Here is a 22032-nt window from a genome sequence, read left to right as displayed (position 1 = left end):
TCATTCCTTACTTCGCCGCGTACTCGAGCATGCGGTCGAGCGTGAGCTTGGCCTGGGCCGCTGCCTCGGGGCTCACGCCGATCTGAACCTCGCCAGAGGCGGTCGCGAGGCAGGTCACGAGCTTGCGCAGGCTGATCATGTCCATGTTCACGCAGGTGGGACGCGTGGCCGGGAAGTAGAAGCGCTTGCCGGTGCCCCTCGTGCGGCGCTCGAGCTCATAGAGCACGCCCGCCACCGTCACGATGATGAACTCGGAGGCGTCGCTCTCCTCGGCGTACTTGATGATGCCGGCCGTGGAGCCGATGTAGTCTGCCTCGGCAAGCACCTCGGCCTTGCACTCGGGGTGCGCGAGCACGAGCGCGTCGGGGTGCGCAAACACGGCGGCCTCGACCCGCTCGGCCGTGATGACGTGGTGGCGCGGGCAGTAGCCCTTGTTGAGGATGACGTGCTTGTCGGGGACCTGTTCGGCCACGTAGCGGCCCAGGTTCTGGTCTGGGATGAACAGCACGTTGCGCTGCGGCAGCTCCGAGACGATCTTCACGGCGTTTGAGCTCGTGACGCACACGTCGCTCCAGCTCTTGATCTCAACCGTGGAGTTCACGTAGCACACGACGGCCAGGTCGTCGCCGTACTGCTCGCGCGCGGCGTCGACCGTCTCGCGCTTGACCATGTGGGCCATGGGGCAGTCGGCCGCCGGCTCGGGGAGCAGCACGTGCTTACCGGGGTTGAGGAGCTTGGCACTCTCGCCCATGAACTCCACGCCGCACAGCACGATCGTCTGCTGCGGCAGCGACTTGGCAAGCTTGGCAAGGTAGAACGAGTCGCCCACGTAGTCCGCGACGGCCTGGACCTCGGGAGCCACATAATAGTGCGCGAGAATCACGGCGTCGCGCTCGGCCTTGAGACGCTCAATGGCCGAGGAGAGCTCGACGGGGACGAGCGCGGCACGCTCCGCGGCCGTGGTACACGAACCCACGCCGTCTGCGACGAGCTGCGCGAGCTCCTCGGCAGAAGAATCGCTGGTAGAAGAGTTGATGCTGGCCAACCTGGCCCCTCTCGTTGGGAAATACTGTGGGACAGTATGGCACGTGTCATGTCAGGTGACAAGACAGCTGTAAAGACAATCTGGCCCAAGGGGACGCGGGCCCAAAAGGGAACGGGCCCAAAGGGGACGTAGCCCTTTGGGCCATAACACCGCCGACAGCAGAGACAAGCGGCGGGCGGGGCTGGCTGTCACCACGGCAGACCGGCCCCGCCCGTCACTTGTCGCCTCAAGAAATACGCTAGGCGAGGTATCCGCCAAACGCGGACACCATGCCCTCGGGCGTCGTTTGTGACAGGACGTTGGCAGACTTGGCCTCGTCCATGAAGATGCCCATGAGCTTCTGAAGCATCTCCACCTGCCCGCCGTCACGCATGATGCCGAGGTTGATGACGAGCTTTGCCTCGACCTCATCGCCCATGCCGCCCATCGGCTGGAACTTGATGGGGCTCTTGGGCTTCACGATGGCGATGTAGGGCCTCTCCAGGTTCACCGGGTCCGTGTGCGGGATGGCAATCTGCGCCGTGGGGCAGGCAAGGCCCGTGGGGTAGTTCTTCTCACGCTCGCCAATGGCGGCACGCCACGTGTCCTTGAGGTAGCCCAGCGGCTTGAGACGGTCCTCGAGGCCGTCAAATAGCTCCTGGGCGTCATTCGCCTCGAGGTCAAAGAACACGAGCTCGGGACGGAGCAGCTCTACGTCAGCTTGGGACATGTTTGTTCCCTTCTCGCAACGGCGCGGCGGGCTCTCGCCCGACACGCGTCTAATAAGAAGGCGCGGCAGCCGCTTGGGCGCCGCGCCTGAAAGGCCCCTGCCTCCCCGAGGCCTAGTCCGCAGCAGCCAGGCTTTCGGCGAGGGAGAGGAGATAGTCGTACACGGACTCGGCCTTGTTCCCGTCCGCGTCGTACATGTCGCCGCAAACGAGGAAGTAGCGACCGCGCGTGGGGGACGAGTCGTTCACGCGGGCGTAGAGGCGCATCCCCTCCGGCGTGGGGGAAAGGCGCAGCCTCGTGATGGAGCCCGCGGGATACTCGTCAACGCGGCCGAACGACTCGAGGCGCAGCGACTCGCCGTCGAGCGTGATCTTCCTCGGGTACGAGTGGGCGACGAACGCGTTGAGGACCGAGTAACCGCACACGACGGCGAGAAGGAGCATGAGCGGCGGCAGCACGCCGGCAATGAACAGGATGACGGACAACGGCAACCCTGCGCAGGACACGTAGGTGGGAAACAGCACGTCGATGAGATAGCGGCGCCGGTCATACGTATAGGTGACCGCCCCCTCCGCAAGCGCACTTCCCCCGGCAGCCACGCCGCCCAGCTCCTTCTCGGTCATGCGAATCGCCTACGCCTGGGCAGAGGCGTCGCCAGCGTGGAGCTCGGCGGCCTCCTTGACGATGCGCTTGTGGTTCCAGACGACCATGAGGACCGCGACGACGGCCGTCACGACGAGACCGACGATCGGGTTGATCGTGGACAGCAGCACGAAGATGCCGGAGAGCGGCGAGCCGCCGTCGGAGAGCACGGTGACGAGGCTGGAGCCGGCAACGCCGGTGGCACCCACGGCGGAGCTGATGTCGAAGCCGGCCTGGGCGGCGCTCTGCGTGATGAGCGGGGCGAGAGCGGTGGAGATCAGCAGGGCCATGATGACGGAGATGAGGCCGATGACCAGGCCACGGAAGCCGTTGCCCTTGGAGACGGGCACGGCCACGGCGAGCATGTAGGTGCCGGCGGTGAGGTCAACGAACGGCAGCGTCTGGTTGCCCAACGGCTGCAGCACGACGGCGAACAGCACCATGAGCGGGATGCAGATGAGTGCCAGCGACAGCGTGACGGGGTGGCCGACGGCGATGGCGGAGTCGAGGCCGATGTACATCTGGCCGCGGTTCTTCACCTTGTTCTGGATGAAGTTGGAGGCAGCCTCTGAGATGGGCAGCAGGCCCTCCATGAGCAGGGAGGCCATACGCGGGATGAGCACGAGCACAGCACCGAGCGTGACGCCGCAGGTGAGGATGCTCGTGATGGAGCCGGCGATGTCGGAGCCGTCGAAGTAGGCGATGGCGCCGATGATGAGGCCGATGACGGTGCCGATGAACAGCGGCTCGCCAAAGATGCCGAACTTCTTCTGCATGGACTCGACGTCGATGTCGATGTCACGCACACCCGGGATATGGTCGATGACCCAGTTGAGGACCCACGCGACCGGCGCGTACGCAAGAGAGAAGCCCTGCGAGATGGAGACGCCCGGCATGTTCAGGGCCTTCTGGCAGTCCTTGGCCGTGGCATCGGCGAGAACGAGCAGGATGGTCTCGTCGATGATTGCGGCGGCGAAGCCAAACGTGATGTTGCCCGTGATGTTGGCGACGAGCGAGCCCACGAAGGCGTAGTGCCAGTAGTTCCAGATGTCCACGTTCACGGTCTGCGTGAGGTTCGCGAGCACCAGGATGAGGTTGACGATGAGCGCCAGCGGGATGATGACGAGGCCAACCGTGGTGCCCAGGGCAATTGCGGCGCCGGCGGGCCAGCCCACGTCAATCGTGGAGAGCTGCAGGCCAAAGCGGTGAATCATCTCCTGGACGGCAGGTCCGATGGAGGTGCCGAACAGCTGGTTGATGACGAGGTTCAGGCCAATGAAGCCAACACCGACCATGAGGCCGGCCTTCAGGCTCTTGCCAAAGCCAGCGCCCAGGCAGCAACCGATGATCGTAATGATGATCGGCATCATGACTGAGACGCCAAGGCCCTGCAGGAACGTGAAGAACGAGATAATCGCGTCCATGTAATGCCTTCCTATCTTTCTCTTACCGAAAACGAACCAGGGCACTCCCACGTCTCCCCCATGAAACTATGGACATGGAAGCACCCCGCTGCGGGCGGAAGGGGTTTCGCCCACAGTGCGGCGGGCGTAGGCTCCCGCCGCGCAAGCGACCGGCGATGTCGCCGGAACGCCGGTCACTACTTCTTGAGAGCCTCGAGGATCTGCTGCTCGGCCGCAGCCTTGCCGATCGTGGTGAGGAACGGCACGCCGCTCACGTAAGGGCAGGAGATGCCGGCGGGCGCGGCCGTGGTGGCAACGAGCAGGTCGGCATCGGCGCACTTCGAGGGGGCCTCGCCTATGGCGCACTTCGTGATGGTGTACTGGCCGCTCAGGCCGTTGTTGTCGAGCAGGTCCTTGACCTTGGCCTCGACGGCCGTGGACGTGGCGATGCCCGAGCCGCAGGCGACGACGATCTTCTTCATGAATGGCTTCCTTTCTTGTCAGCCTTGTGCGGTTGCCCCGCTCACGGCCCCGCCCCCGGGGCACGCGGCAGGTCTCTCCCCGCTTGTCGCCGCCATTGTAAACAGCTTAAACATTTAAGTACAGAATGTTTTATTTCAAATGGTCTATATTTTGCAGCGAACGGTGGCTACCTGCTCTCTTGCACGTTATCAAATTCCGAATTTGTTCACTGCTAAGATGCAGGTAAATAAGCTGTGGAGACGCAAACGCTCAATAAAGGCCTGGAAGGGAGCCATATACTTGATGCAAGTAAACAAACACGACGCTTGCGTTAACCAGTCGACGGCTACGGGCTCGACTTTGGCCATGATGCGCAGGATTGGGAGAAAGATGGGCAGAGTCAGCATCAGGGACATAGCCGCGGCCACTGGATACTCCCCCGCCACCGTCTCGAACGTCCTGAACAAGAAGGGCAACGTGGGCGCCAAGGCGTCGAGCATCATCCTCGACGCCGTGCAGCGCATGGGCTACCACCGCGCAAACCAGCTCGAGCGCGTCATCTTTGCCGTCGCACGCGTCACGGGGCGCATCGTTGACGTGAGCCCCTTCCACCCCGGCGTCTACGCGGGGATAGAGCGCGGCGCCAAGGCGTTCTCGCTCAAGGCGTCCATGACTACGCTCGACCTCACGAACCCCTCCACGCGCAAGGACGCCGTGGCAGAGCTCGCGCAGAATGCCAACGCCGGCGTCATCCTGCTCGCCACGGAGATGATCAGCGACGACGAGTACGCCCTGTTCGAGGGCTTCGACCTGCCGCTCGTCGTTCTTGACGGCTGGAGCGACAAGCTCGCCCTGGACTGCGTCACGATCGCCAACGAGCCCGCGGCCTACCGCGCCACGACCCTTCTTGCCGAGAAGGGCCACGAGCGCATCGGCTACGTGGGCTCCCGCATACGAATAAAGAACTTCCCCCAGCGTGAGCGGGGCTTCCGCCACGTGCTCGAGGATATGTGCCTGCCCTTTGACGAGAAGAACCGCATTCTCGTGGACCCCTCCCCCGAGCAGGGCTATCTCGAGCTATGCGCCTGGCTCGATGACAATCCCCCACTGCCCACGGCCTTCTTCTGCGACAACGACCTCGTGGCCGCAGCCCTCATCCGCGCGCTCAACGCGCACGGAATCCGCGTGCCAGACGACGTCTCCGTGATGGGTTTTGACGACGAGCAGCTCTGCCAGGTGATCCAGCCAACGCTCTCAACCGTGCACGTGCCACGTCACAAGATGGGCGAGATGGCCGTGCGTCGCCTGTTCGAGCAGACGACGGACATTCGCCTTGCCCCCTGTATCACAATGCTACACACCACGATAGTCCAGCGCCAGAGCATCAAGCGCATCTAGGGACCAAAGGGGACGGGTTCGTTTGGTCCGGGACCGAGGGGGACGGGGACCAAGGGGGACGGGTTCGCCTGGTCCCACTCCGGCGCTATCGCGTCAGAGCGTGATGCCGTCGGCCCAGTCACCGTTCTTCTTGGCGGCGCGGTTGCGCAGGTTCTGGATCGTAGCCTCCATGCCGTGCGGCGCGTAACCGTCAAAGCTCGCAAGGTCTTGCGGGATATAGGCCGCCAGGCTCACCTCGGCCGTCTGCGTGGGATTTACGGGCGCAGGGCCGGGTGTGGCCACATAGGCGCACACGCGAGCGCCACGCCCGCCAAGCTTGACCTCGTACTCGCTCGTAGGCTCGTCCGGACGCTCGGCGCGCGCGTCTCGGCTGCTCCAGCCAAGCTCGTAGCCCGCGATGGGCACCTGCGTGAGCGCAAAGTCGAACAGAGGCTGACTGTCCGTGCGCAGGCGAACCTCGCCGTCGGGCGCCAACACGACTCGGTAGTCCATGAGCCGCTCAAAGTTCACGAGGCGCTTGTGCGAGTCCTTCTTGCGCGGGAACGGCGTGGGAAAGTTGAGGTAAATGCATGCGAGCTCGCCAGGAGCGAACATCTCCTTGATGCGCATGGCCGTTCCTGGCACGAACAAAACGTTGGGAAGGCCGCTCTCGCAGCCCGCCTGAGCCGCGTAGGCAATGCAGATGGGCTCTGCGTCCATGCCGATGAACAGCACATCCGGCTCGCGGCGTGCCATCTCAACGGTAAACGACCCTCGCCCGCAGCCCAGGTCGAGGCGAACCTCGCGAAAGGCCGGCGCGCCCACCGGAGCGCACGCCCAGGCCCACATGCCGCACCACGCGTAGGGGTTGGGCTCGATGGCGCCCGCATAGCGCTCGAGGCGCTCCTCGAGCACGAAGTTCTTGGGCAGGCGAATGTGCAGTCCGTGCGGCATGGGCGTCCTTGTCTTGAAGGGAATAGGAGCCGAGCTCAAACGCTGCGGCCCAGTAGACCATAGCAGCCATGGGCACGTACAAGATGACCAGCCTTTCGGGTCACCAAAAAAGGACGCGCCCGCAGGCTCCCCCCTGAGCCTACGGGCGCGTTGCCTTATGAGTTGGGGCCAGCCGCATCGCAGCGGCGCAGCCGGCCCCGAGAGATACGCTAGCGAGTCACGCTCGCGACCGAGCGGAACTACTCGTTGTCGCCGGCGGTCATCTGGGTAGCGGAGAGCTCGCCCTCGGAAGCGGCGGCGGCGTCGGGCCACACCCAGCTGGTGAAGGCGGGGTGATCGTAGCCCTCGTCCACGGCGAACTGGAAGGCCTCCTCGCGGAAGTTCTCCCACTCCTCGATCTTGGCGGCAAACTTCTCGGCATCGATCATGCGCAGAGCGTCGGCGGCAAGGGCCCAGCGGTCCATGTTGTTGAGACGGAGCATGTCGAACGGCGTGGTCGTGGAGCCCTTCTCCTCGTAGCCGTGGACGTTCCAGGCGTCGTGGCCCGGACGATCCCAGACGAGGCGACGGATGGTGCCGGCGTAGGCGTGGAAGGCGAAGAGGACGGGCTTCTCGCCGTTGCCGAAGAGCTCGGCGAACTCCTCGTCGGAGATGGCCTGGTCGTTCTCGGAGGCGTTCTGGATCTTCAGCAGGTCAACGACGTTGACGAACTTGGCCTTGACGCCCTCGCCCTTGAGCATGTCGAGGGCAGCGAGGGCCTCGAGCGCAGGCACGTCACCGCAGGTGCCGAGCACGATGTCGGCATCCTCGAGGGACTCGGCGGAGCTGGCCCACTTCCACTCGGCCACGCCCTTCTCGAGCTCGGCCTTGGCCTCGTCGACCGTCAGGAAGGTCGGGGCGGGCTGCTTGCCGCAGAAGATGGCGTTCACGCAGTTCGTGGACTGGTAGCAGCGCTCGGCCACGGCGAGGGCCATGTTGGCGTCGCAGGGGTAGTAGGCGTTGACGACGTGCGTGTCGTTGGCCTTGTTGAGCAGCAGGTCCACGAAGCCCGGGTCCTGGTGGGAGAAGCCGTTGTGGTCCTGACGCCAGACGTGGCTGGAGAGCAGGATGTTGAGGCCGGCGATGGGCTTGCGCCAGGGGATCTCACGGACGGTGGCCTCGAGCCACTTGCAGTGCTGGTTGATCATCGAGTCGACGACGTGGATGAAGGACTCGTAGGAGCTCCACACGCCGTGACGGCCGGTGAGCACGTAGGCCTCGAGGAAGCCCTCGCACTGGTGCTCGGAGAGCTGCTCGACGACCTTGCCCTGCGGGGCGAGGAGCTCGTCGTTGTCAGCGTCGGCGTAGAAGCCGCCCTCCCACTGCTTGACGGTGTACTTGTAGGCGTCCTGGAGACGGTTGGAAGCGGTCTCGTCCGGGCCAAAGATGCGGAAGTTCTCCATGTTGTTGTGGAGGACGTCGGCGGTGTAGGCACCGAAGACGCGGGCGGCCTCGGTGGCGCCCCAGCCGTGGCCCTTCTCGGCAACCGGCACCTCGTGGGCGTGGATGTCGGGCAGGACGAGGTCCTCACGCACGAGGCCACCGTTGGCGTTGGGGTTGGCGCCGATGCGCAGGTCGCCCTGCGGCATGAAGGCGGTCACCTCGGGACGGATGGCACCCTTCTCGTCGAAGAGCTCCTCGGGCTTGTAGGACTTGAGCCAGCCGCGAAGCACACGGAAGTGCTCGTGGGTGTCCTTGGCGGAAGCCAGCGGCACCTGGTGGGCACGCCAGGAGCCCTCGGTCTTCTTGCCGTCGATGTGCTTGGGGCACGTCCAGCCCTTGGGGGTGCGGAAGACGATCATCGGGTAGACGGGGCGGGTCTCGTCGCCAGCCTCGGCAGCGGCCTTGATGTCGCAGATGTCGTCGAAGACCTCCTCGAGCAGCGCGGCGAAGCGAGCGTGGATGGAGGCGTGGGACTCGTTGTCGAAGCCGGCAACGAAGAAGTGCGGGTCATAGCCCATGCCCTCGAAGAACTCGGTGAGCTCGTCGTCGGAGATGCGGGAGAGGATCGTGGGGTTGGCGATCTTGTAGCCGTTGAGGTGCAGGATCGGCAGCACGATGCCGTCGGTCTTGGGGTTCACGAGCTTGTTGGACTGCCAGGACGTGGCGAGCGGGCCCGTCTCGGACTCACCGTCGCCCACGACGGCGACAGCGAGCAGGCTGGGGTTGTCCATGACGGCGCCGTAGGCGTGGGACAGCGTGTAGCCGAGCTCGCCGCCCTCGTGGATGGAGCCGGGGGTCTCGGGGGCGTAGTGGGAGGGGATGCCACCGGGGTAGGAGAACTGGCGGAAGAACTTCTGGAGGCCAGCCTCGTCGTTGGTGATGTCCGGACGGATGTCATAGTAGGTGCCGTCGAGCAGGGACTGCGCGGTGCCGGCGGGGCCACCGTGACCGGGGCCCATCAGGAACACGGCGTTCTGCTGGTGGTCGGCGATGAGGCGGTTGACGTGACCGAACAGGAAGTTCACGCCCGGCGTGGTGCCCCAGTGGCCAACGAGACGGTGCTTGACGTCGGGACGGCCGAAGTCGCGGGTCTCGCCGGTCTTCTCATCGGTCCAGTCGGAGCGCATGAGGGGGTTGGAGCGCAGGTAGATCTGGCCGACGGACAGGTAGTTCGCCGCGCGCCAGTACTTCTCGACGCCCTCGAGCTCCTGCTCGGAGACAGGGCCGTCAAGCTTCTGCCAGGGGGTGCCGATGACGGGATGTGCCATGTGCCTCTCCTCTTCCTGCGCGGCATCTCAGCCGCGCGTCGTTATGCCCTTGCGGGCATCCAGCGCGAGCCTTCTCTTGGGGGTTTGGCTCGCACCCTTTTTGACTGACCGGGACGGAGTATAGAGAGGTAAATCGTTTTACCCACACGTGAACGCAAGATGCTTACAATTCGCCTAACCGTTTAACTCCGCGATCGGTAGCTTTTTAGCCGTGAACGGTACTGCGTCGTAACGAAACGTAACCGAAACACAGTGCAGGCGGGCACGCAGCCGTCTTGCGCAAGCGAACGAGACGGCCAACTGCCTATAATTCGACGCCCGATTGGGGATGACACGCTCAAGCACATAGTCATGCATCTCTTTTCCTGCGATTTCTCAGGCGAAAGAGGTATGCCTGCTCGTCAAAACGCATTTCAGGTGCCGAATTGTCGATGGTTTGATGTAACGGACTCCCCTTTTTCGCCACATCGGCTAGTCCAGGCGCCTCACGCTGTCCTTGAGCACGAGCTTTGGGTCGAGCACGACCTCGTCCGGCCCACCAAGCTCGCCGGCCTCGGACTCGGCGATGCGACGGAACAGCAGGTCGAGGGCTGCCTGGGAGAGCTCGGGCACGTTCTGCTCGATCGAGGTGAGCGCCGGCTCGAACAGCACGTCCGCCGCCGAGTTGTCGTAGCTCACCACCGAGTAGTCACGCGGGACCCTCAGGTCATGGGCATAGAGGCGCTTGAGCAGGCCGAGGGCGATGTTGTCCGAGCTCGCGAAGACCGCCGTGGCGTCCGTCTCGATAAGGCGCGCCGCCGCCTCGTAGGCGCTCGCGATGTAGTAGTCGCTCCCCAGCACGTAGTCCGCACGCACGGCGATGCCCTGCTCGCCCAGCGCGCGGGCATAGCCGTCGAGGCGCTCGCGGCCCGTGTTCGAGCGCGGGTTCACGATGCAGGCGATGCGCTCGTGGCCCCGCTCGATGAGGTGGCGCGTGGCGAGGTAGCCGCCCAGCTCGTTGTTAAAGCGCACCTTGTCGCAGGGCAGTCCCTCGATGAAGCGGTCGACCATGACGTAGGGGGTGGGGAGCTGCGAGAGGTCCGAGACGAGCCGCTCGTCTGTGGCAAACTCGTCCGAGACGACGATGAGCAGCCCGTCGACACCGCGGTTCACAAGCAGACGCACGAGCTTCGAATCGTTCTCAGGACTGTCGTCTGAGTTCGTGATGATGAGGGCATAGCCGCGCTCGCGGCACTTGAGCTCGATGTTCTTGGCAAGCGAGGCAAAGAAGCGGCTCTCGATGTTGGGGATGATGAGGCCGATCGTGTCCGTGTGCTGCATGACGAGGCTTCGCGCGATCTGGTTGGGGACATAGCCCTTGCGTCTGGCCACCTCGAGGATCTTGCGGCGGCTTGTCTCGGAGACCTTGCACGGCCGGTTGTTGAGCACGAGCGACACGGAGGTGACGGAGAGCCCCACCTCGCGCGCGATGTCCTTGAGCGTGACCTTCGCCACGGCGTCCTCCCCTCTCGTCTCCCTGCGCAGACATCGTAACCCGAGGAGGGCGGCAACGCGGCTTGGCGACAACGCCCCACGGCGACGTTCACCGGAATCGTAAGCGTTGCGCAACTGCGGCGTCAGCGCGTGCTCTATGCTTTGAGCCAGCTGAAACGCAGCGCAGAAACGACCAAGGAGGAGCCATGTTTTGTAGGAAGTGCGGCACGAAGAATGCCGACGGCGCCAAGTTCTGCATCAACTGCGGCGCCGAGCTCGCCAGCCCTCAGCCCACCGCACAGCCCGCAGGCCCCGTGCCGCCCCAGGCCACGGTGCCCCAGGCCACGCCCGTTGCCCCCGCCGGCGCGCCGGTTCCTCCGCAGGGCGCACCCCAGCAGCCCTTCCAGCAGACGGCCTACCAGCAGCCCGCTGCCTCCGCCAAGAAGAGCAAGGCGCCGCTCGTCATCGGTGGCGTCGTGGCGGTTCTCGCCGTTCTCGCCGTCGTGGGCTTCGTCGTGATGCCCATGCTCAACCGCGGCCCGTGGACGGGCACCATGATGCTCGACGGCGTCTCCGCCAACTACGACCACGAGTTCGGCATCAAGACCGACGGCAAGACCGTGACCGTCTACGACCAGGACGACGTGGTCACCGGCACCATCGCCGGCACGCGCGAGGAGGGCGACCAGGTCTTCTATGACGTCAAGGACGTCAGCTGGGGCAGCTGGGGCGGGTCTAGCTTCTCCGCCAGCAGCGTCACGGACAAGGTTATGACCATCATCGTGCCCAAGGGCGCCAGTGCGACAAAGCCCTTCGGCCGCTGGAGCGTCGTCGTGAGCGCCACCGACACCGATGACGACGAGTACCCGCTCTACGTCCGCAGCACGACGCTTGAGCTCGACGAAGACGGCACCGGCTACTACGAGTTCGCCAGCGAGTGGGGCAAGGAGTCCGACGTCGCGGTGGCAGACCCCACGAACAGCGCCTATGACCCGGCCGGCTCCGGCTGGAAGCACCCGCTCACCTCAAGCGGGTCGAACGGCTCCTACGACGTCGAGTTCAACGACGACACGTACAACCTGACGTTCACCGACGGCAAGTAGCCCGCCGCCAAGGCACGTCGCCCGCAACGAAGAGCCGCCCGTCTGTCACGCGACAGGCGGGCGGCTTCTTGGTTGCGACGTATGCGAGAGGCGCCTACGAGAGGCGGGCGCCACAGCCCATGCAGAAGGCATCGCCGGGCTCGCAGGGTGTGCCGCAGTTGGGACACACGTTCGCGGCGGGCGCCGCGGCCGGGATGGGCTCGGGAGCGGGCTCCGTCACGGACGCAGGAGCAGGCGCGACGACCGTCTCGATGGCTTCGGCCTCGACAACCGGCTCGGACGCCACGGCATCAAGCGGCTCGGGCACGGGAGCCGCCTCAGGGGAAGCGACCTCATCGACAGGCTCGGGCACGGGAGTCACGGCAGGCTCGGGGTCGGACGCGGCAACCGCCGCGGGAGCGGGCGCTGCGGCGAGGTTGTATCCGCAGCTCATGCAGAAGACGTCCCCCGCGTTGACGGGAGCACCGCACTGGGGGCAGGCGGCGGCGCCAGACACGGGGGCCACCGGGGCAGCAGGAGCCTGCTGCTGGGCGGAAAGCGCCGCCGTGATCTCTGCCATGGGCTTGCCGCAGCCGCTGCAGAACAGGTCGGTCGTCACGACATGAGAGCCGCAGAAGGGACACACATAGTAGGAGTTCGCGGCCGTGGCAGCGGCAGACTCCGCCTCGAGGCGCTCGATCTCCGCCTGGCACTGGGCGCGCTCGGCGTCGCACGCGGCGATGCCGTCATAGAGCGCCTCGCGGCCGGCGCGCAGGTTGGCGTCGTCCTTCGTGACGTCATACAGGCTGGCACCCAACTGGGCGGCAAGCGCCTGCCTACGCTTGAGCGCCTCGCTCATCTGGGCCTTGAGCTTCATTGTGGAAGTTGCGCGGCCGGTAGCCGCCATGCCACGGTTCACCGAGGACTGAAGACTGTCGAGAAAACCCATGAGTTCCTCCTAAGCGAGCTTGATGCGATAAAACACATGGTAGCGCAAGCAACGGACACAGACTCCGCCCCAATCGGCGCGCCAGCCACGCCCTAGCCCCAAAACAGCGCGCGCAGGCCCTTGCCCGAGGCGACCCACGCCGGGTAGCGGTGCTCGAACCAGACGGTGAGCGCGCCCATGAGCGCCGTGGCCACATTGTTGGCAACGGGAAGCACCCATCCTGCGAACGCGTCGCCAAGCAGCGCCGTCCACAACGCGATGAGCAGGTACAGCACGCCCCATGCCGCGGCCAGGATGCGGTTCGCCCGCATGAAGATGGGATTCGCGAGGGCGTCTTCGCCACCGTAACCATACTTGACGTAGGCCGCGCACAACGGCTCGCGCGTGGGCACAGATCCCAGCCACAGCAGGCCAAAGGCCGCATAGCTCGCAACATAGAGCAGGCCGGTGGCGCCCGACACGACCATGGCCACCGAGAGCGCCCCCACCACGCCCAGCGAGATTCGGTCATAGAGACACAGCTCGTGGCGCGCCATCGCAAGCGGCAGCAGCGCGCACACGGCGAGTGACACGACAGGGCCCACGGCTGCGTCCACGCCCACGGCCACCCACAGCACGATCCAGGCAACGAGCATCGTCGCCATCGAGGGCGGTCTGAGGCCAGCGCCGGACCCAGGTGCGGGCGCAGCTTCGCCCACTGGCGCATCAGCCGCATCCGCGCCTCCCACCCCCGCCGCGCCGAACACGCTATCCCAGCTCATCATGAGGCCGAAGTCTCCCTCAACCGTATAGAGCCGCCTGCCAAGGGCCTCGTCGCCGCGCATCTCGCCCCGCGCGATGGCGCACCACACGTCCCAGGGCGTGTCAACGATGGTCGTGGGCTCAACGAACCCCTCGGTGAGCACACGGCTCCCCTCGCGGCCGAGCACGACCTGGCAGCGGACACCCCGGTCGCGATAGCGCATCTCGAGCACGCGATCGTGCCCATCCCAGGTCGAGGGATCATAGAGGGCTGCCATCTGCCGCGTGAAGGAGACGGCCTCGTCCTCACACTCGCCACGCTCGTCCACGCCCCAGCTCGCGTCCGCCATGCGCTCGAACGTCTCGCGCACAAAGAGCGGCTCGGCAAGCGCGGCGCGCACGCCCTCGGAGATGCCACCCGCGGCATACTCGGCGCCGGCCCGCTCCACAAGGGCGAGATAGGCATCGGTGCGCGAGGAGAGCTCGGGAACGGAGAACAGCTCGCCCTGGCCGCAGAAGATGGCGTCCCAGACGCCGGCACCCGGCCAGTGGTCAAGTGCGCGGGCCACGGCGTCGTAGTTGTTCTCGGCAGTGTAGAAGCCGCAGGTGGAGATGGCCACATAGCGCGTGCGTGCCATCTCGGGGTAGCGCAGCGGATGGGCGCCGCTACCCGTGGCAGCGGAGTCGTCTGCCATGAAGGGCAGGCTCGTGGGAAGCTGACGGTCAATCATGGTCTTGAGCGGACCGGGCACGTTGAAGTAGTAGAGCGGAAAGCTCAGCACCACGAGGTCGGCGGCGCGCTCGAGCTCGATGACGCGTGCCATGTCGTCACGGATGCAGCAGGTACCCGGCGTGGCCTTCCAGCAGGCGAAGCAGCCGCGACATGGCTCAATGCGCAGGTCGCACAGGTCCACGCGCTCGAGCTCAACCTCGCCCAGGCCGCGCACGAACGCCTCGGCCAGCTTGAGCGAGTTGCTGCGGGAGCCGCGCGGGCTCGCGTTGATCAGCAGGGTCCTCATCGCACGTCCCTTCGCCAGCGTGTGTCAGCTGGCCACAGTATCGCAGACCATGCCATCCCTGGCCGGGCGCAAGGGCCCCGCACCCGACCAGGGGTGGCCGGCCATACGCAGCCGAACGCCAAGGACCTACACGCGGGCAAGCCAGGGGCGGCCCGCAAGGCGCCTCACGAGCGTGTTGCGCGTGGAGGCGGGAAGCGCTCCCGGCGCCAGGCGCAGGCTCACCGAGCACTGCACCCCATACACGTCCGTGCCCGAGAAGAACACGCGGGGTGGGATGTCAGGGTTGAGCAACTCGCGCATCTCGCGCGCAGCGTCCAGGATCTCTCCCTCCACCACAGCCAGGTCCGCGCCATGCGCAACCACGAGGCTCACCTCGCATAGGGACTCCGTCTCCAGGGTGAGGTGCTCGAGCGCCGTCTTGTTGAGCACGGAGTTGGGAATGACCTGCTCGTCTCCCAGGCGGTTGCGCACGGTGGTGGCACGCCAGCTGACGTCGGTGACCTCGCCCACGAAGCCCGCCACGTCCACGAGGTCGCCCGGCTTCACGACGCGCCCCACCATGAGGCTGAGGCCGCCGATGAGGTTGGAGATGGTGTCCTGCAGGCCAAGCGACAGCGCCAGGGACGTGACGCCCAGCGCCGCGACGAACGCCGTGGGCTCGATGCCAAACACCGGCTGCAGCACCGAGAGGACCGCAAGGGCCCACACCAGGCCGCGGCCGATGTTCACGAAGATGCTCGCGCTGGGAACGTCCGTGGCGTCGAGGGCACGGCGCAGGGCGCGGGAGAGCGCATGCGAGGCCAGCGCCGCCAGCAGCAGCGCGATCGCGAGAAACGCGACCCTGCGCACAAAGTCTGGCAGCGTGAGCCCAAGGATGAGAACGTCGTCCACGGCGCTACCCCTCGACCTTCACGATGGGGGCAAAGCCCTTCATGAGCTTCTTGACCTTGCCCGTGCGCGTGAACTTGACCTCGATGACGTCTCCGGACGCCGACAGCACCACGCCGGGGCCAAACGTCTTGTGGGAGACGTGGTCTCCCTTCGCAAAGCCCTCCTGGGCCTTCGCGGCGTCGCGACGGATGCCGCCGGCGGGGTTGCTCGCAAACGGGTCTGCCTCGCGCTGGCGCACGCGACCGCTCCCGATCACGCGGCCCTCGTCCGCGGCGGGCGCCGAGCCGAACGTGCGCGGGCCCGAGAAGCCCGAGCCCTTGAGCGCGGAGAGCGGAAGCCCCTGGCCAGACGAGACGCCAGAGCCCGAGCGGGCGCCACGGCCCGATGCGGCGGAGCCGGCGCGGAACGACACGCCGCCAAAGCGCTCCTGGGCGTTGCCGCCGGCAGAGCGCGTGGCCGAGCCAAACACGGCGCCGCCATACGCCTGGGTGCCGCTGCCGTACGTGCCCCTGCGGTCGCCTCGCTTCTCCCAGCCCACGCCCGAGAAGCCCTCCGAGCCCACGCCCACGAGCTGGATGTCATCGTCGGGAATCTCGCGCAGGAAGCGACTCGGCGGGTTGGCCGTCGTGGTGCCGTACGTGCGGCGCGTCGCGGCGTAGGTGAGGAACAGCTGGCGCTCGGCTCGCGTGATGGCGACGTAGGCCAGGCGGCGCTCCTCCTCGACGCCGGCGGGGTCGTCCTCATGTCCCTGGTGCGGGAAGATCCCCTCCTCCATGCCCGCTACGAACACGACGGGGAACTCCAGGCCCTTGGCGGAGTGCACCGTCATCATCGTCACGGCGCTCGTGGAGCCGGCGAGCGCGTCGAGGTCGCTGCGCAGGGCGAGCCACTCCATGAACGCCGGGAGCTTCTCGGCCGCCACGGTCACGTTGGGGTCGACGGGCTGGGCGAGCTCGGCCGGCAGGCCCACCTCGCCGGGCGCGGCGTCAAGCGCCCCGGCCTCGCGCAGCTGCGCGAGGCTCTCGAGCGTCTCGGCCACGTCGTCGTGCGTCTCGTCGAACTCCTGGGCGACACCGAGGAACTCTCGGATGTTCTCGATGCGGCCGTCCGCCTCCACGGTGTGCTCGGCCTCGAGGGCGGAGATGAGCCCGGCGTCGTCGACGATGGACTCCACGACGCGCGCGAGCTCGCCGCTCTTGGCGCGCGCGCGCTCGATGACGCTCGTGAACTGGCCGAGGGCGTTGCGGGCCTTGGCCGTGAGCAGGCCCTCCTCGGCCACGCACGCCTGGCACGCCGCGAGGAAGGGCATGCCGTGCGTGAGCGCGTAGCTCTGGATCTTCGTCACGCTCGTGGAGCCGATGCCGCGGCGTGGGGTGTTGACCACGCGCAGGGCGCTCACGTCGTCTGACGGGTTCACGACGAGCTTGAGGTAGGCCATGACGTCGCGGATCTCCGCGCGGTCGAAGAAGCGCGTGCCGCCCACAATCTTGTAGGGCACGCCGGCGCGCAGCAGCATGTCCTCGAGGATGCGGCTCTGCGCGTTCGTGCGGTAGAAGACGGCCATGTCGTCGTAGCTCGTGCCCGCCTCGTGGATCTTCTCGATCTGGGCGCCGATCCAGCGGCCCTCGTCGCGCTCGTCGCTTGCCTGGTAGGCCTGTACGAGCTCGCCGTCGCCGCGGCTCGTGTACAGGCGCTTGGCCTTGCGACGGCTGTTGTTGGCCACCACGGCGTTCGCGGCGTTCAGGATGTGGCCCGTGGAGCGGTAGTTCTCCTCGAGCTTCACGACCTTGGCGTCCGGGTAGTCCTTCTCGAAGTCGAGGATGTTCTGGATGTCGGCGCCTCGCCAGCTGTAGATGGACTGGTCGTCGTCGCCCACGACCATGAGGTTGCGGCGCGCGGCGGCGAGCATGTTCGTGATCTCGTACTGGACGTGGTTGGTGTCCTGGTACTCGTCCACGCTGATCTGGATAAAGCGGCGCTGGTACTTCTCGAGCACGTCGGGGTGGTCCCTCAGAAGCCTGTGGGCGTTGATGAGCAGGTCGTCGAAGTCCATGGCGTTCGCGCGCTCGAGGCGAGCCTGCAGCTCGCGATAGACGCGGGCGGCGGCCGTGAGGGGCGGGGTGTTGGCGAGGCCCTCGAACTCGTCGGGCAGCACGAGCGCGTTCTTGGCACTCGAGATGCGCGAGCGGATGCCGTTGATGGGGAACTGCTTGGGCTCTATCCCCAGGTCGCTCATGATCGACTTCACGAGGCGCTTGGAGTCGTCATCGTCATAGATGGTGAAGTTGGGACGAAAGCCCAGCTTGTCCGCGTCCTCGCGAAGGATGCGCACGCACATGGCGTGGAACGTGCACACCCACATGCCGCGCGTGCCGCCGGGCAGCAGCGCGCCCAGGCGCTCGCGCATCTCGGCCGCGGCCTTGTTCGTGAACGTGATGGCGAGCACCTGCCAGGGGCGCACGCCCTCGTCGGCGATCATGTGCGCGATGCGGTACGTGAGCACACGCGTCTTGCCCGAGCCGGCGCCGGCCAGCACGAGAAGCGGCCCGTGCGTGCACTCGGCGGCCTCTCGCTGGGCAGGGTTGAGGCCCGAGAGATCGATCGTGGCCACGGGCGGCACGTAGGCGGGACGCGCGGACACGGACGGTGCGGACGTGGCGCCAGCCGCCGCCCCCTGCGTGGCAAAGATCGGCAGCGTGAGGTCTGCGGCGGTCCTTCTGTTCGTTCCCTGCGTCATGCGCGCGTCTCCCGTGTCCGTGGCGGCCCGGCCGCCCCTCGTCACCAATGCGGGGCCCAAAGGCCGGGTCTCAAATCTGAGCCCTACCAGTCTAGCCGCCATCCCGGACAAGAAGTCCGCGCCACCGTGGCGAACAGAAAAGGGGCGCACGCCGACGCCCCGCAAGGGGGCCGGCGCGCGCCCGGCACAAAGTCTGCGACCAGCCCTACTTCTTCACGAGCGAGGCGATGCCCAGCGCCGCGAGCGCGAGGCCCGCGAGGATGTAGAGGTAGAAGCCAATCTCGAGCGTGGCGTACGAGCCGGCGTCTCCTATGGCCTGGCTCTGCCACAGCAGCAGAAAGCCGATCGTGAGCACGCCGGACACGATGCCGCCAATGGCGCCCGCACGACCGGGCAGCAGCGCCAAGACAAGCGCGAGCACGCCGATGGCGAGGAACAGGAAGTTCTCGGCCTGGCCGTCCATGTCAAAGCCCATGACCTGGGTGCCCGTGGCCATCTGCATCGGGCTCATCGACGCGCTGATGCCAAACGCGCCAAACGAGACGATCGGCAGGAAGAACGCGATGATCGCCACGGCGGCAGCCACGATGCGGCCGATCTTGAGGACGTCGGTGCCGGGCGTGGCCCTCACCGGCGCGACGTAGGGCGAGGCCGCGGGCTGCGTCGTGGGCGCCGCGGCAGGGGCCGGGGCCTGGCCGAGCTGGGAGCCGCACTTGGGGCAGAACTTCGAGCCGTCTGGAATCTGGTTTCCGCACTTGGGACAGAACATGGTCGTCCTCCTTGGGTTGCATCGTCAGGGCGGCATCGTTGCCGCCAAGGCCCAGTGTAGACCAATAGAGGGGACGGCAATTCCCCCGCGGCGCCTCGGCTACGCGTCGAGGCGGCGGGACCTACGCCAGGCCCAGCGCAGGCGCCACGACGAGGAAGTACGCGAGCACGACAATGCCCAGCGCGATCCGGTACCAGCCAAACGCCTTGAAGTCGTGCCTGCGCACGAAGCCCGTGAGCCAGCGGATGGCGGCGAGCGACACCGCGAAGGCCACGACGAGCCCCACGACCATGATGCCCCACTCGTTTGCCCCCATCGCGGCACCCTTGAGCAGGAACTTCACGACCTTGAGCAGGCTCGCGCCGAACATGACGGGGATGGCGAGGAAGAACGTGAACTCGGCCGCGACGGCGCGCGTGCAGCCCAGCAAAAGGCCGCCGATGATCGTGGAGCCCGAGCGCGACGTGCCCGGCACGAGTGACAGCACCTGGAAGCAGCCGATGCCGAGCGCCGTCTTGTAGCTGATGTCGTCGATGCTCGCGATGGCGCCAAAGTCCTCATTGGCATCCTTCTCGGCCAGGTCTTGCGCAAAGTGCGCCCCGCGCGGACGCTCGGCCGCAAGCTCCGCGCGGCGGCCCGCGCGCCAGCTCTCGATGGCGATGAAGGCGACGCCGTAGACGATGAGCGCGCCGGCGACCACGTAGGCGTTGTGGAAGTGCTCGTCCATGAAGTCGTCGAGCGGAAGGCCTATGACGGCGGCTGGGATGCAGCCCACGACGATCTTGCCCCACAGGCTCCACGTGGCACGGCGGCCCTGCCCGCCCTTGCTTGGGCTGAAGGGGTTGAGCTGGTGGAAGTACAGCACGCACACCGACAGGATGGCGCCGAGCTGGATGACGACGAGGAACATGTTCCAGAACTCGTCGGACACGTCCATCTTCACGAACTCGTCCACAAGGATCATGTGGCCCGTCGAGGAGATGGGCAGCCACTCCGTGACGCCCTCGACGAGGCCGAGGAACGCCGACTTAACGAGGTCAAGGATGTTCATGCGAGCCTTTCTGACGCGGGGCGAGGCGCCCCAGTTCTCCAGCGACCCATTATGACGCGGCGCAGGCGGGCACCCGCCAGCTTCACAGACCGCCCACCGACGCATGTCGCCAACCGGCGGTGAGCCACTCCCCTCATTCCCAGGCTGGGTATACCAGCAACAGAAGACGCGCGGGCTGACCGGGCCCACGCCGCCGGTCACATAGAGAAGGGGTTCATCATGGCAACTCTCAACGACATGGGCTACAAGAAGGTCTTCGTCTCCCTCGACGGCACCGAGCAGCAGGACAAGGTGCTCGAGCGTGCCATCGTCGTGGCGGCCAACAACAACGCCGAGCTCATCATTGGCCACGTCATCGACTCGACGATCCTAGAGACGTCCGGCTCCTACCCCACCGACCTCATCCCCGGGCTCGACAAGGCCTTCCGCGACTCCATCGCCGGGCTCGTGGCCAAGGCCAAGGAGAACCCGGACATTCCCAAGGTAGAGGTTCAGGTCAAGACCGGTCGCATCCGCGAGACGCTCAAGGAGGAGATGCTCGACGTCGTGAAGCCGGACCTCGTCCTGTGCGGCGCGCGCGGCCTCTCGAGCATCAAGTACGCGCTGCTTGGTTCCATCTCCACGTTCCTGCTGCGCAACACCGCGTGCGACATTCTCGTCGTGAAGTAGCGGCCCGCAGACCAAAGCGGGGTCCGCAATCCTGGGCATAAAACGCATATCGGTAGCACGGGAGGGCGCCAATCCGGCGCCCTCCCCCATTTGTCGAGCTAGACAGCGTAGACCAACCTGGTAAATGTGTGTAGAGACGCCAACGCGCGATATAATTCTCGTCGCATGTCTACCGCGGAGGGGTCAAGTGCCCGTCTCGGGCGGGGCCCAGGCCCCAGGCAGGAAGGGGCCGCAGGCACGCGTGGTCCTCAGACAGACGACAGGAACCGAATGAGACTTCGCAGCGCCCACGCCAAGGCACGCGCCACGATCGTGGCCGGCCTCGCAACGGCACTCCTGTGCTCAAGCGCGCTCGCGCCCGTCAGCGCCTACGCCGCAACGGCCGACGAGCTCCAGAACAGGGTCGACGCGGCAACGCAGGCCTACGGCGATGCCAGCGCCAAGGTGAGCGAGCTCCAGGCAAAGATCGACGAGTCGCAGGCAAAGATCGACGAGGTCAACGCCGAGCTCCCCGAGCAGCGCGAGCGCGCCGAGCAGTCGCTGAGCTCGCTGTACAAGATGCAGCAGGGAACCCCGGGGCTCGTAAGCCTGCTGCTCTCCTCGGACAGCTTCGCCGACTTCTTCACGACCTACCAGTACCTCAACGCCGTTCAGCGCTCCAACACCGACGCGCTGGCCGAGCTCAACCGGATGGAGGGCGAGCTCTCCGCCGCCCAGCAGACGCTTCAGGCAGCCAAGGACGAGGCAAGCGCCCAGCAGCAGCAGGCCCAGACCTCCATGACCGAGGCCCAGACCGCACTCGACGAGCTCAACGCCCAGATTGCCGCGCAGGCGGCCGCAGAGGCAGCGGCCCAGGCCCAGGCGCAGACACAGGCCCAGTCTCAGGCCGCCTCTGGCTCCAGCCAGGCCGCCTCGAGCCCGGCGGCGGGCGCGCCCGCCGCAAGCACCCCGAGCAACCCCAGCGCCACGGACGGCTCCGAGGTCAAGAGCGACGGCGAGTGGATGATCGGCATGGCCTCGGCCTACTCCATCGACAGCAACACGGGTGGCAACGCCACGGCCTCCGGCGACGAGCTCACGGACGACTCCATGTCCGTCGCCGTGCCGCTGAGCCAGCGCTACCTGCTCGGTCGCTCCGTGCAGATTCGCTACGGCGGCAAGACCATCACCGCCGTCGTGAACGACGTGGGCGGGTTTGCCGCCTACGGCCGCGTGCTCGACCTTGCCGGCGGCTGCTGGAAGGCGTTCGGCTGCTCGAGCGCCAGCGACTGGGGCGTGCGCGCCGTCCAGTACCGCTTCCTGTAGACAGA

The 22032-nt window shown here is 66.4% G+C and carries 18 protein-coding genes; 4 read left to right on the top strand and 14 right to left on the bottom strand.

Features of this window, described 5'->3' with window-relative positions:
* Positions 1-7: 7 nt before the first annotated feature.
* The 5 genes from nadA to Pcatena_RS01585 form a co-directional block, all read right to left on the bottom strand.
* Positions 8-1045 (bottom strand): quinolinate synthase NadA, encoded by a 1038-nt coding sequence (nadA, locus tag Pcatena_RS01605; protein WP_232619867.1) that lies wholly within the window; start codon positions 1043-1045, stop codon positions 8-10.
* Between the two features lie 238 nt (positions 1046-1283).
* Positions 1284-1754, bottom strand: a complete 471-nt coding sequence (locus Pcatena_RS01600) for a PTS sugar transporter subunit IIA (protein WP_126421033.1) — start codon at positions 1752-1754, stop codon at positions 1284-1286.
* A 112-nt stretch (positions 1755-1866) separates the two neighbouring features.
* Positions 1867-2376, bottom strand: a complete 510-nt coding sequence (locus Pcatena_RS01595; RefSeq protein WP_126421031.1) for a hypothetical protein — start codon at positions 2374-2376, stop codon at positions 1867-1869.
* Between the two features lie 9 nt (positions 2377-2385).
* Positions 2386-3819, bottom strand: coding sequence for a PTS galactitol transporter subunit IIC (locus tag Pcatena_RS01590; protein ID WP_126421028.1), 1434 nt, complete (start codon positions 3817-3819; stop codon positions 2386-2388).
* 176 nt (positions 3820-3995) lie between these two features.
* A complete protein-coding gene (locus Pcatena_RS01585; RefSeq protein ID WP_126421026.1) occupies positions 3996-4280 on the bottom strand; it encodes a PTS sugar transporter subunit IIB in 285 nt (94 codons plus the stop codon).
* 370 nt (positions 4281-4650) lie between these two features.
* Between Pcatena_RS01585 and Pcatena_RS01580 the strand changes: the two genes are divergently transcribed.
* The gene (locus Pcatena_RS01580; protein ID WP_172596339.1) at positions 4651-5658 is read left to right on the top strand and encodes a LacI family DNA-binding transcriptional regulator; all 1008 of its coding nucleotides are present in this window, start codon (positions 4651-4653) and stop codon (positions 5656-5658) included.
* Positions 5659-5751: 93 nt separating this feature from the next.
* On the opposite strand, the gene trmB is transcribed toward Pcatena_RS01580, so the two are convergent.
* The 3 genes from trmB to Pcatena_RS01565 all read right to left on the bottom strand — a co-directional run bounded on the left by trmB (position 5752) and on the right by Pcatena_RS01565 (position 10835).
* On the bottom strand, positions 5752-6591 hold the full coding sequence (gene trmB / locus Pcatena_RS01575; RefSeq protein ID WP_126421022.1) for a tRNA (guanine(46)-N(7))-methyltransferase TrmB: 840 nt from the start codon (positions 6589-6591) through the stop codon (positions 5752-5754).
* Positions 6592-6830: 239 nt separating this feature from the next.
* A complete protein-coding gene (locus tag Pcatena_RS01570) occupies positions 6831-9341 on the bottom strand; it encodes a phosphoketolase (RefSeq protein ID WP_126421020.1) in 2511 nt (836 codons plus the stop codon).
* 471 nt (positions 9342-9812) lie between these two features.
* On the bottom strand, positions 9813-10835 hold the full coding sequence (locus Pcatena_RS01565) for a LacI family DNA-binding transcriptional regulator (RefSeq protein WP_126421018.1): 1023 nt from the start codon (positions 10833-10835) through the stop codon (positions 9813-9815).
* Positions 10836-11020: 185 nt separating this feature from the next.
* Between Pcatena_RS01565 and Pcatena_RS01560 the strand changes: the two genes are divergently transcribed.
* Entirely contained in the window at positions 11021-11917 is an 897-nt protein-coding gene (locus tag Pcatena_RS01560; RefSeq protein ID WP_126421016.1) for a zinc ribbon domain-containing protein, read from the top strand.
* Between the two features lie 94 nt (positions 11918-12011).
* Here the strand turns inward: Pcatena_RS01560 and Pcatena_RS01555 are convergent, their stop codons facing one another.
* The 6 genes from Pcatena_RS01555 to Pcatena_RS01530 form a co-directional block, all read right to left on the bottom strand.
* Positions 12012-12845 carry a zinc ribbon domain-containing protein gene (locus tag Pcatena_RS01555; RefSeq protein WP_126421014.1) on the bottom strand — a complete coding sequence of 278 codons (834 nt, stop codon included), beginning with the start codon at positions 12843-12845 and terminating at the stop codon, positions 12012-12014.
* A gap of 92 nt (positions 12846-12937) precedes the next feature.
* A complete protein-coding gene (locus Pcatena_RS01550) occupies positions 12938-14605 on the bottom strand; it encodes a flavodoxin family protein (protein WP_126421012.1) in 1668 nt (555 codons plus the stop codon).
* Positions 14606-14731: 126 nt separating this feature from the next.
* On the bottom strand, positions 14732-15496 hold the full coding sequence (locus tag Pcatena_RS01545; RefSeq protein ID WP_126421010.1) for a mechanosensitive ion channel family protein: 765 nt from the start codon (positions 15494-15496) through the stop codon (positions 14732-14734).
* A gap of 4 nt (positions 15497-15500) precedes the next feature.
* Positions 15501-18233: an ATP-dependent helicase gene (locus Pcatena_RS01540; RefSeq protein WP_126421008.1), complete on the bottom strand. Its 2733-nt coding sequence runs from the start codon at positions 18231-18233 to the stop codon at positions 15501-15503.
* 205 nt (positions 18234-18438) lie between these two features.
* Positions 18439-19002 carry a zinc ribbon domain-containing protein gene (locus tag Pcatena_RS01535; protein ID WP_126421006.1) on the bottom strand — a complete coding sequence of 188 codons (564 nt, stop codon included), beginning with the start codon at positions 19000-19002 and terminating at the stop codon, positions 18439-18441.
* A 121-nt stretch (positions 19003-19123) separates the two neighbouring features.
* Positions 19124-20053: an undecaprenyl-diphosphate phosphatase gene (locus Pcatena_RS01530; protein WP_126421004.1), complete on the bottom strand. Its 930-nt coding sequence runs from the start codon at positions 20051-20053 to the stop codon at positions 19124-19126.
* Positions 20054-20272: 219 nt separating this feature from the next.
* On the opposite strand from Pcatena_RS01530, the gene Pcatena_RS01525 reads away from it, so the two are divergent.
* Positions 20273-20722, top strand: coding sequence for a universal stress protein (locus Pcatena_RS01525; protein WP_126421002.1), 450 nt, complete (start codon positions 20273-20275; stop codon positions 20720-20722).
* A 270-nt stretch (positions 20723-20992) separates the two neighbouring features.
* Positions 20993-22027, top strand: coding sequence for a coiled-coil domain-containing protein (locus Pcatena_RS01520; protein WP_126421000.1), 1035 nt, complete (start codon positions 20993-20995; stop codon positions 22025-22027).
* Positions 22028-22032 lie beyond the last annotated feature (5 nt).

It is taken from the genome of Parolsenella catena, assembly GCF_003966955.1.
GTDB classification, from domain to species: Bacteria; Actinomycetota; Coriobacteriia; order Coriobacteriales; family Atopobiaceae; genus Parolsenella; species Parolsenella catena.
This window is presented reverse-complemented; position numbering and strand designations above follow the sequence as displayed.

What these genes read in the sequence shown, in the direction of transcription:
- Pcatena_RS01560 (WP_126421016.1), top strand. Translation starts at nt 11,021, where the DNA reads ATGTTTTGTAGGAAGTGCGGCACGAAGAATGCCGACGGCGCCAAGTTC.
- Pcatena_RS01550 (WP_126421012.1), bottom strand. Translation starts at nt 14,605, where the DNA reads ATGAGGACCCTGCTGATCAACGCGAGCCCGCGCGGCTCCCGCAGCAAC.
- Pcatena_RS01525 (WP_126421002.1), top strand. Translation starts at nt 20,273, where the DNA reads ATGGCAACTCTCAACGACATGGGCTACAAGAAGGTCTTCGTCTCCCTC.
- Pcatena_RS01585 (WP_126421026.1), bottom strand. Translation starts at nt 4,280, where the DNA reads ATGAAGAAGATCGTCGTCGCCTGCGGCTCGGGCATCGCCACGTCCACG.
- Pcatena_RS01600 (WP_126421033.1), bottom strand. Translation starts at nt 1,754, where the DNA reads ATGTCCCAAGCTGACGTAGAGCTGCTCCGTCCCGAGCTCGTGTTCTTT.
- trmB (WP_126421022.1), bottom strand. Translation starts at nt 6,591, where the DNA reads ATGCCGCACGGACTGCACATTCGCCTGCCCAAGAACTTCGTGCTCGAG.
- Pcatena_RS01540 (WP_126421008.1), bottom strand. Translation starts at nt 18,233, where the DNA reads ATGACGCAGGGAACGAACAGAAGGACCGCCGCAGACCTCACGCTGCCG.
- Pcatena_RS01555 (WP_126421014.1), bottom strand. Translation starts at nt 12,845, where the DNA reads ATGGGTTTTCTCGACAGTCTTCAGTCCTCGGTGAACCGTGGCATGGCG.
- Pcatena_RS01595 (WP_126421031.1), bottom strand. Translation starts at nt 2,376, where the DNA reads ATGACCGAGAAGGAGCTGGGCGGCGTGGCTGCCGGGGGAAGTGCGCTT.
- Pcatena_RS01535 (WP_126421006.1), bottom strand. Translation starts at nt 19,002, where the DNA reads ATGTTCTGTCCCAAGTGCGGAAACCAGATTCCAGACGGCTCGAAGTTC.
- Pcatena_RS01590 (WP_126421028.1), bottom strand. Translation starts at nt 3,819, where the DNA reads ATGGACGCGATTATCTCGTTCTTCACGTTCCTGCAGGGCCTTGGCGTC.
- Pcatena_RS01570 (WP_126421020.1), bottom strand. Translation starts at nt 9,341, where the DNA reads ATGGCACATCCCGTCATCGGCACCCCCTGGCAGAAGCTTGACGGCCCT.
- Pcatena_RS01520 (WP_126421000.1), top strand. Translation starts at nt 20,993, where the DNA reads ATGAGACTTCGCAGCGCCCACGCCAAGGCACGCGCCACGATCGTGGCC.
- Pcatena_RS01580 (WP_172596339.1), top strand. Translation starts at nt 4,651, where the DNA reads ATGGGCAGAGTCAGCATCAGGGACATAGCCGCGGCCACTGGATACTCC.
- Pcatena_RS01530 (WP_126421004.1), bottom strand. Translation starts at nt 20,053, where the DNA reads ATGAACATCCTTGACCTCGTTAAGTCGGCGTTCCTCGGCCTCGTCGAG.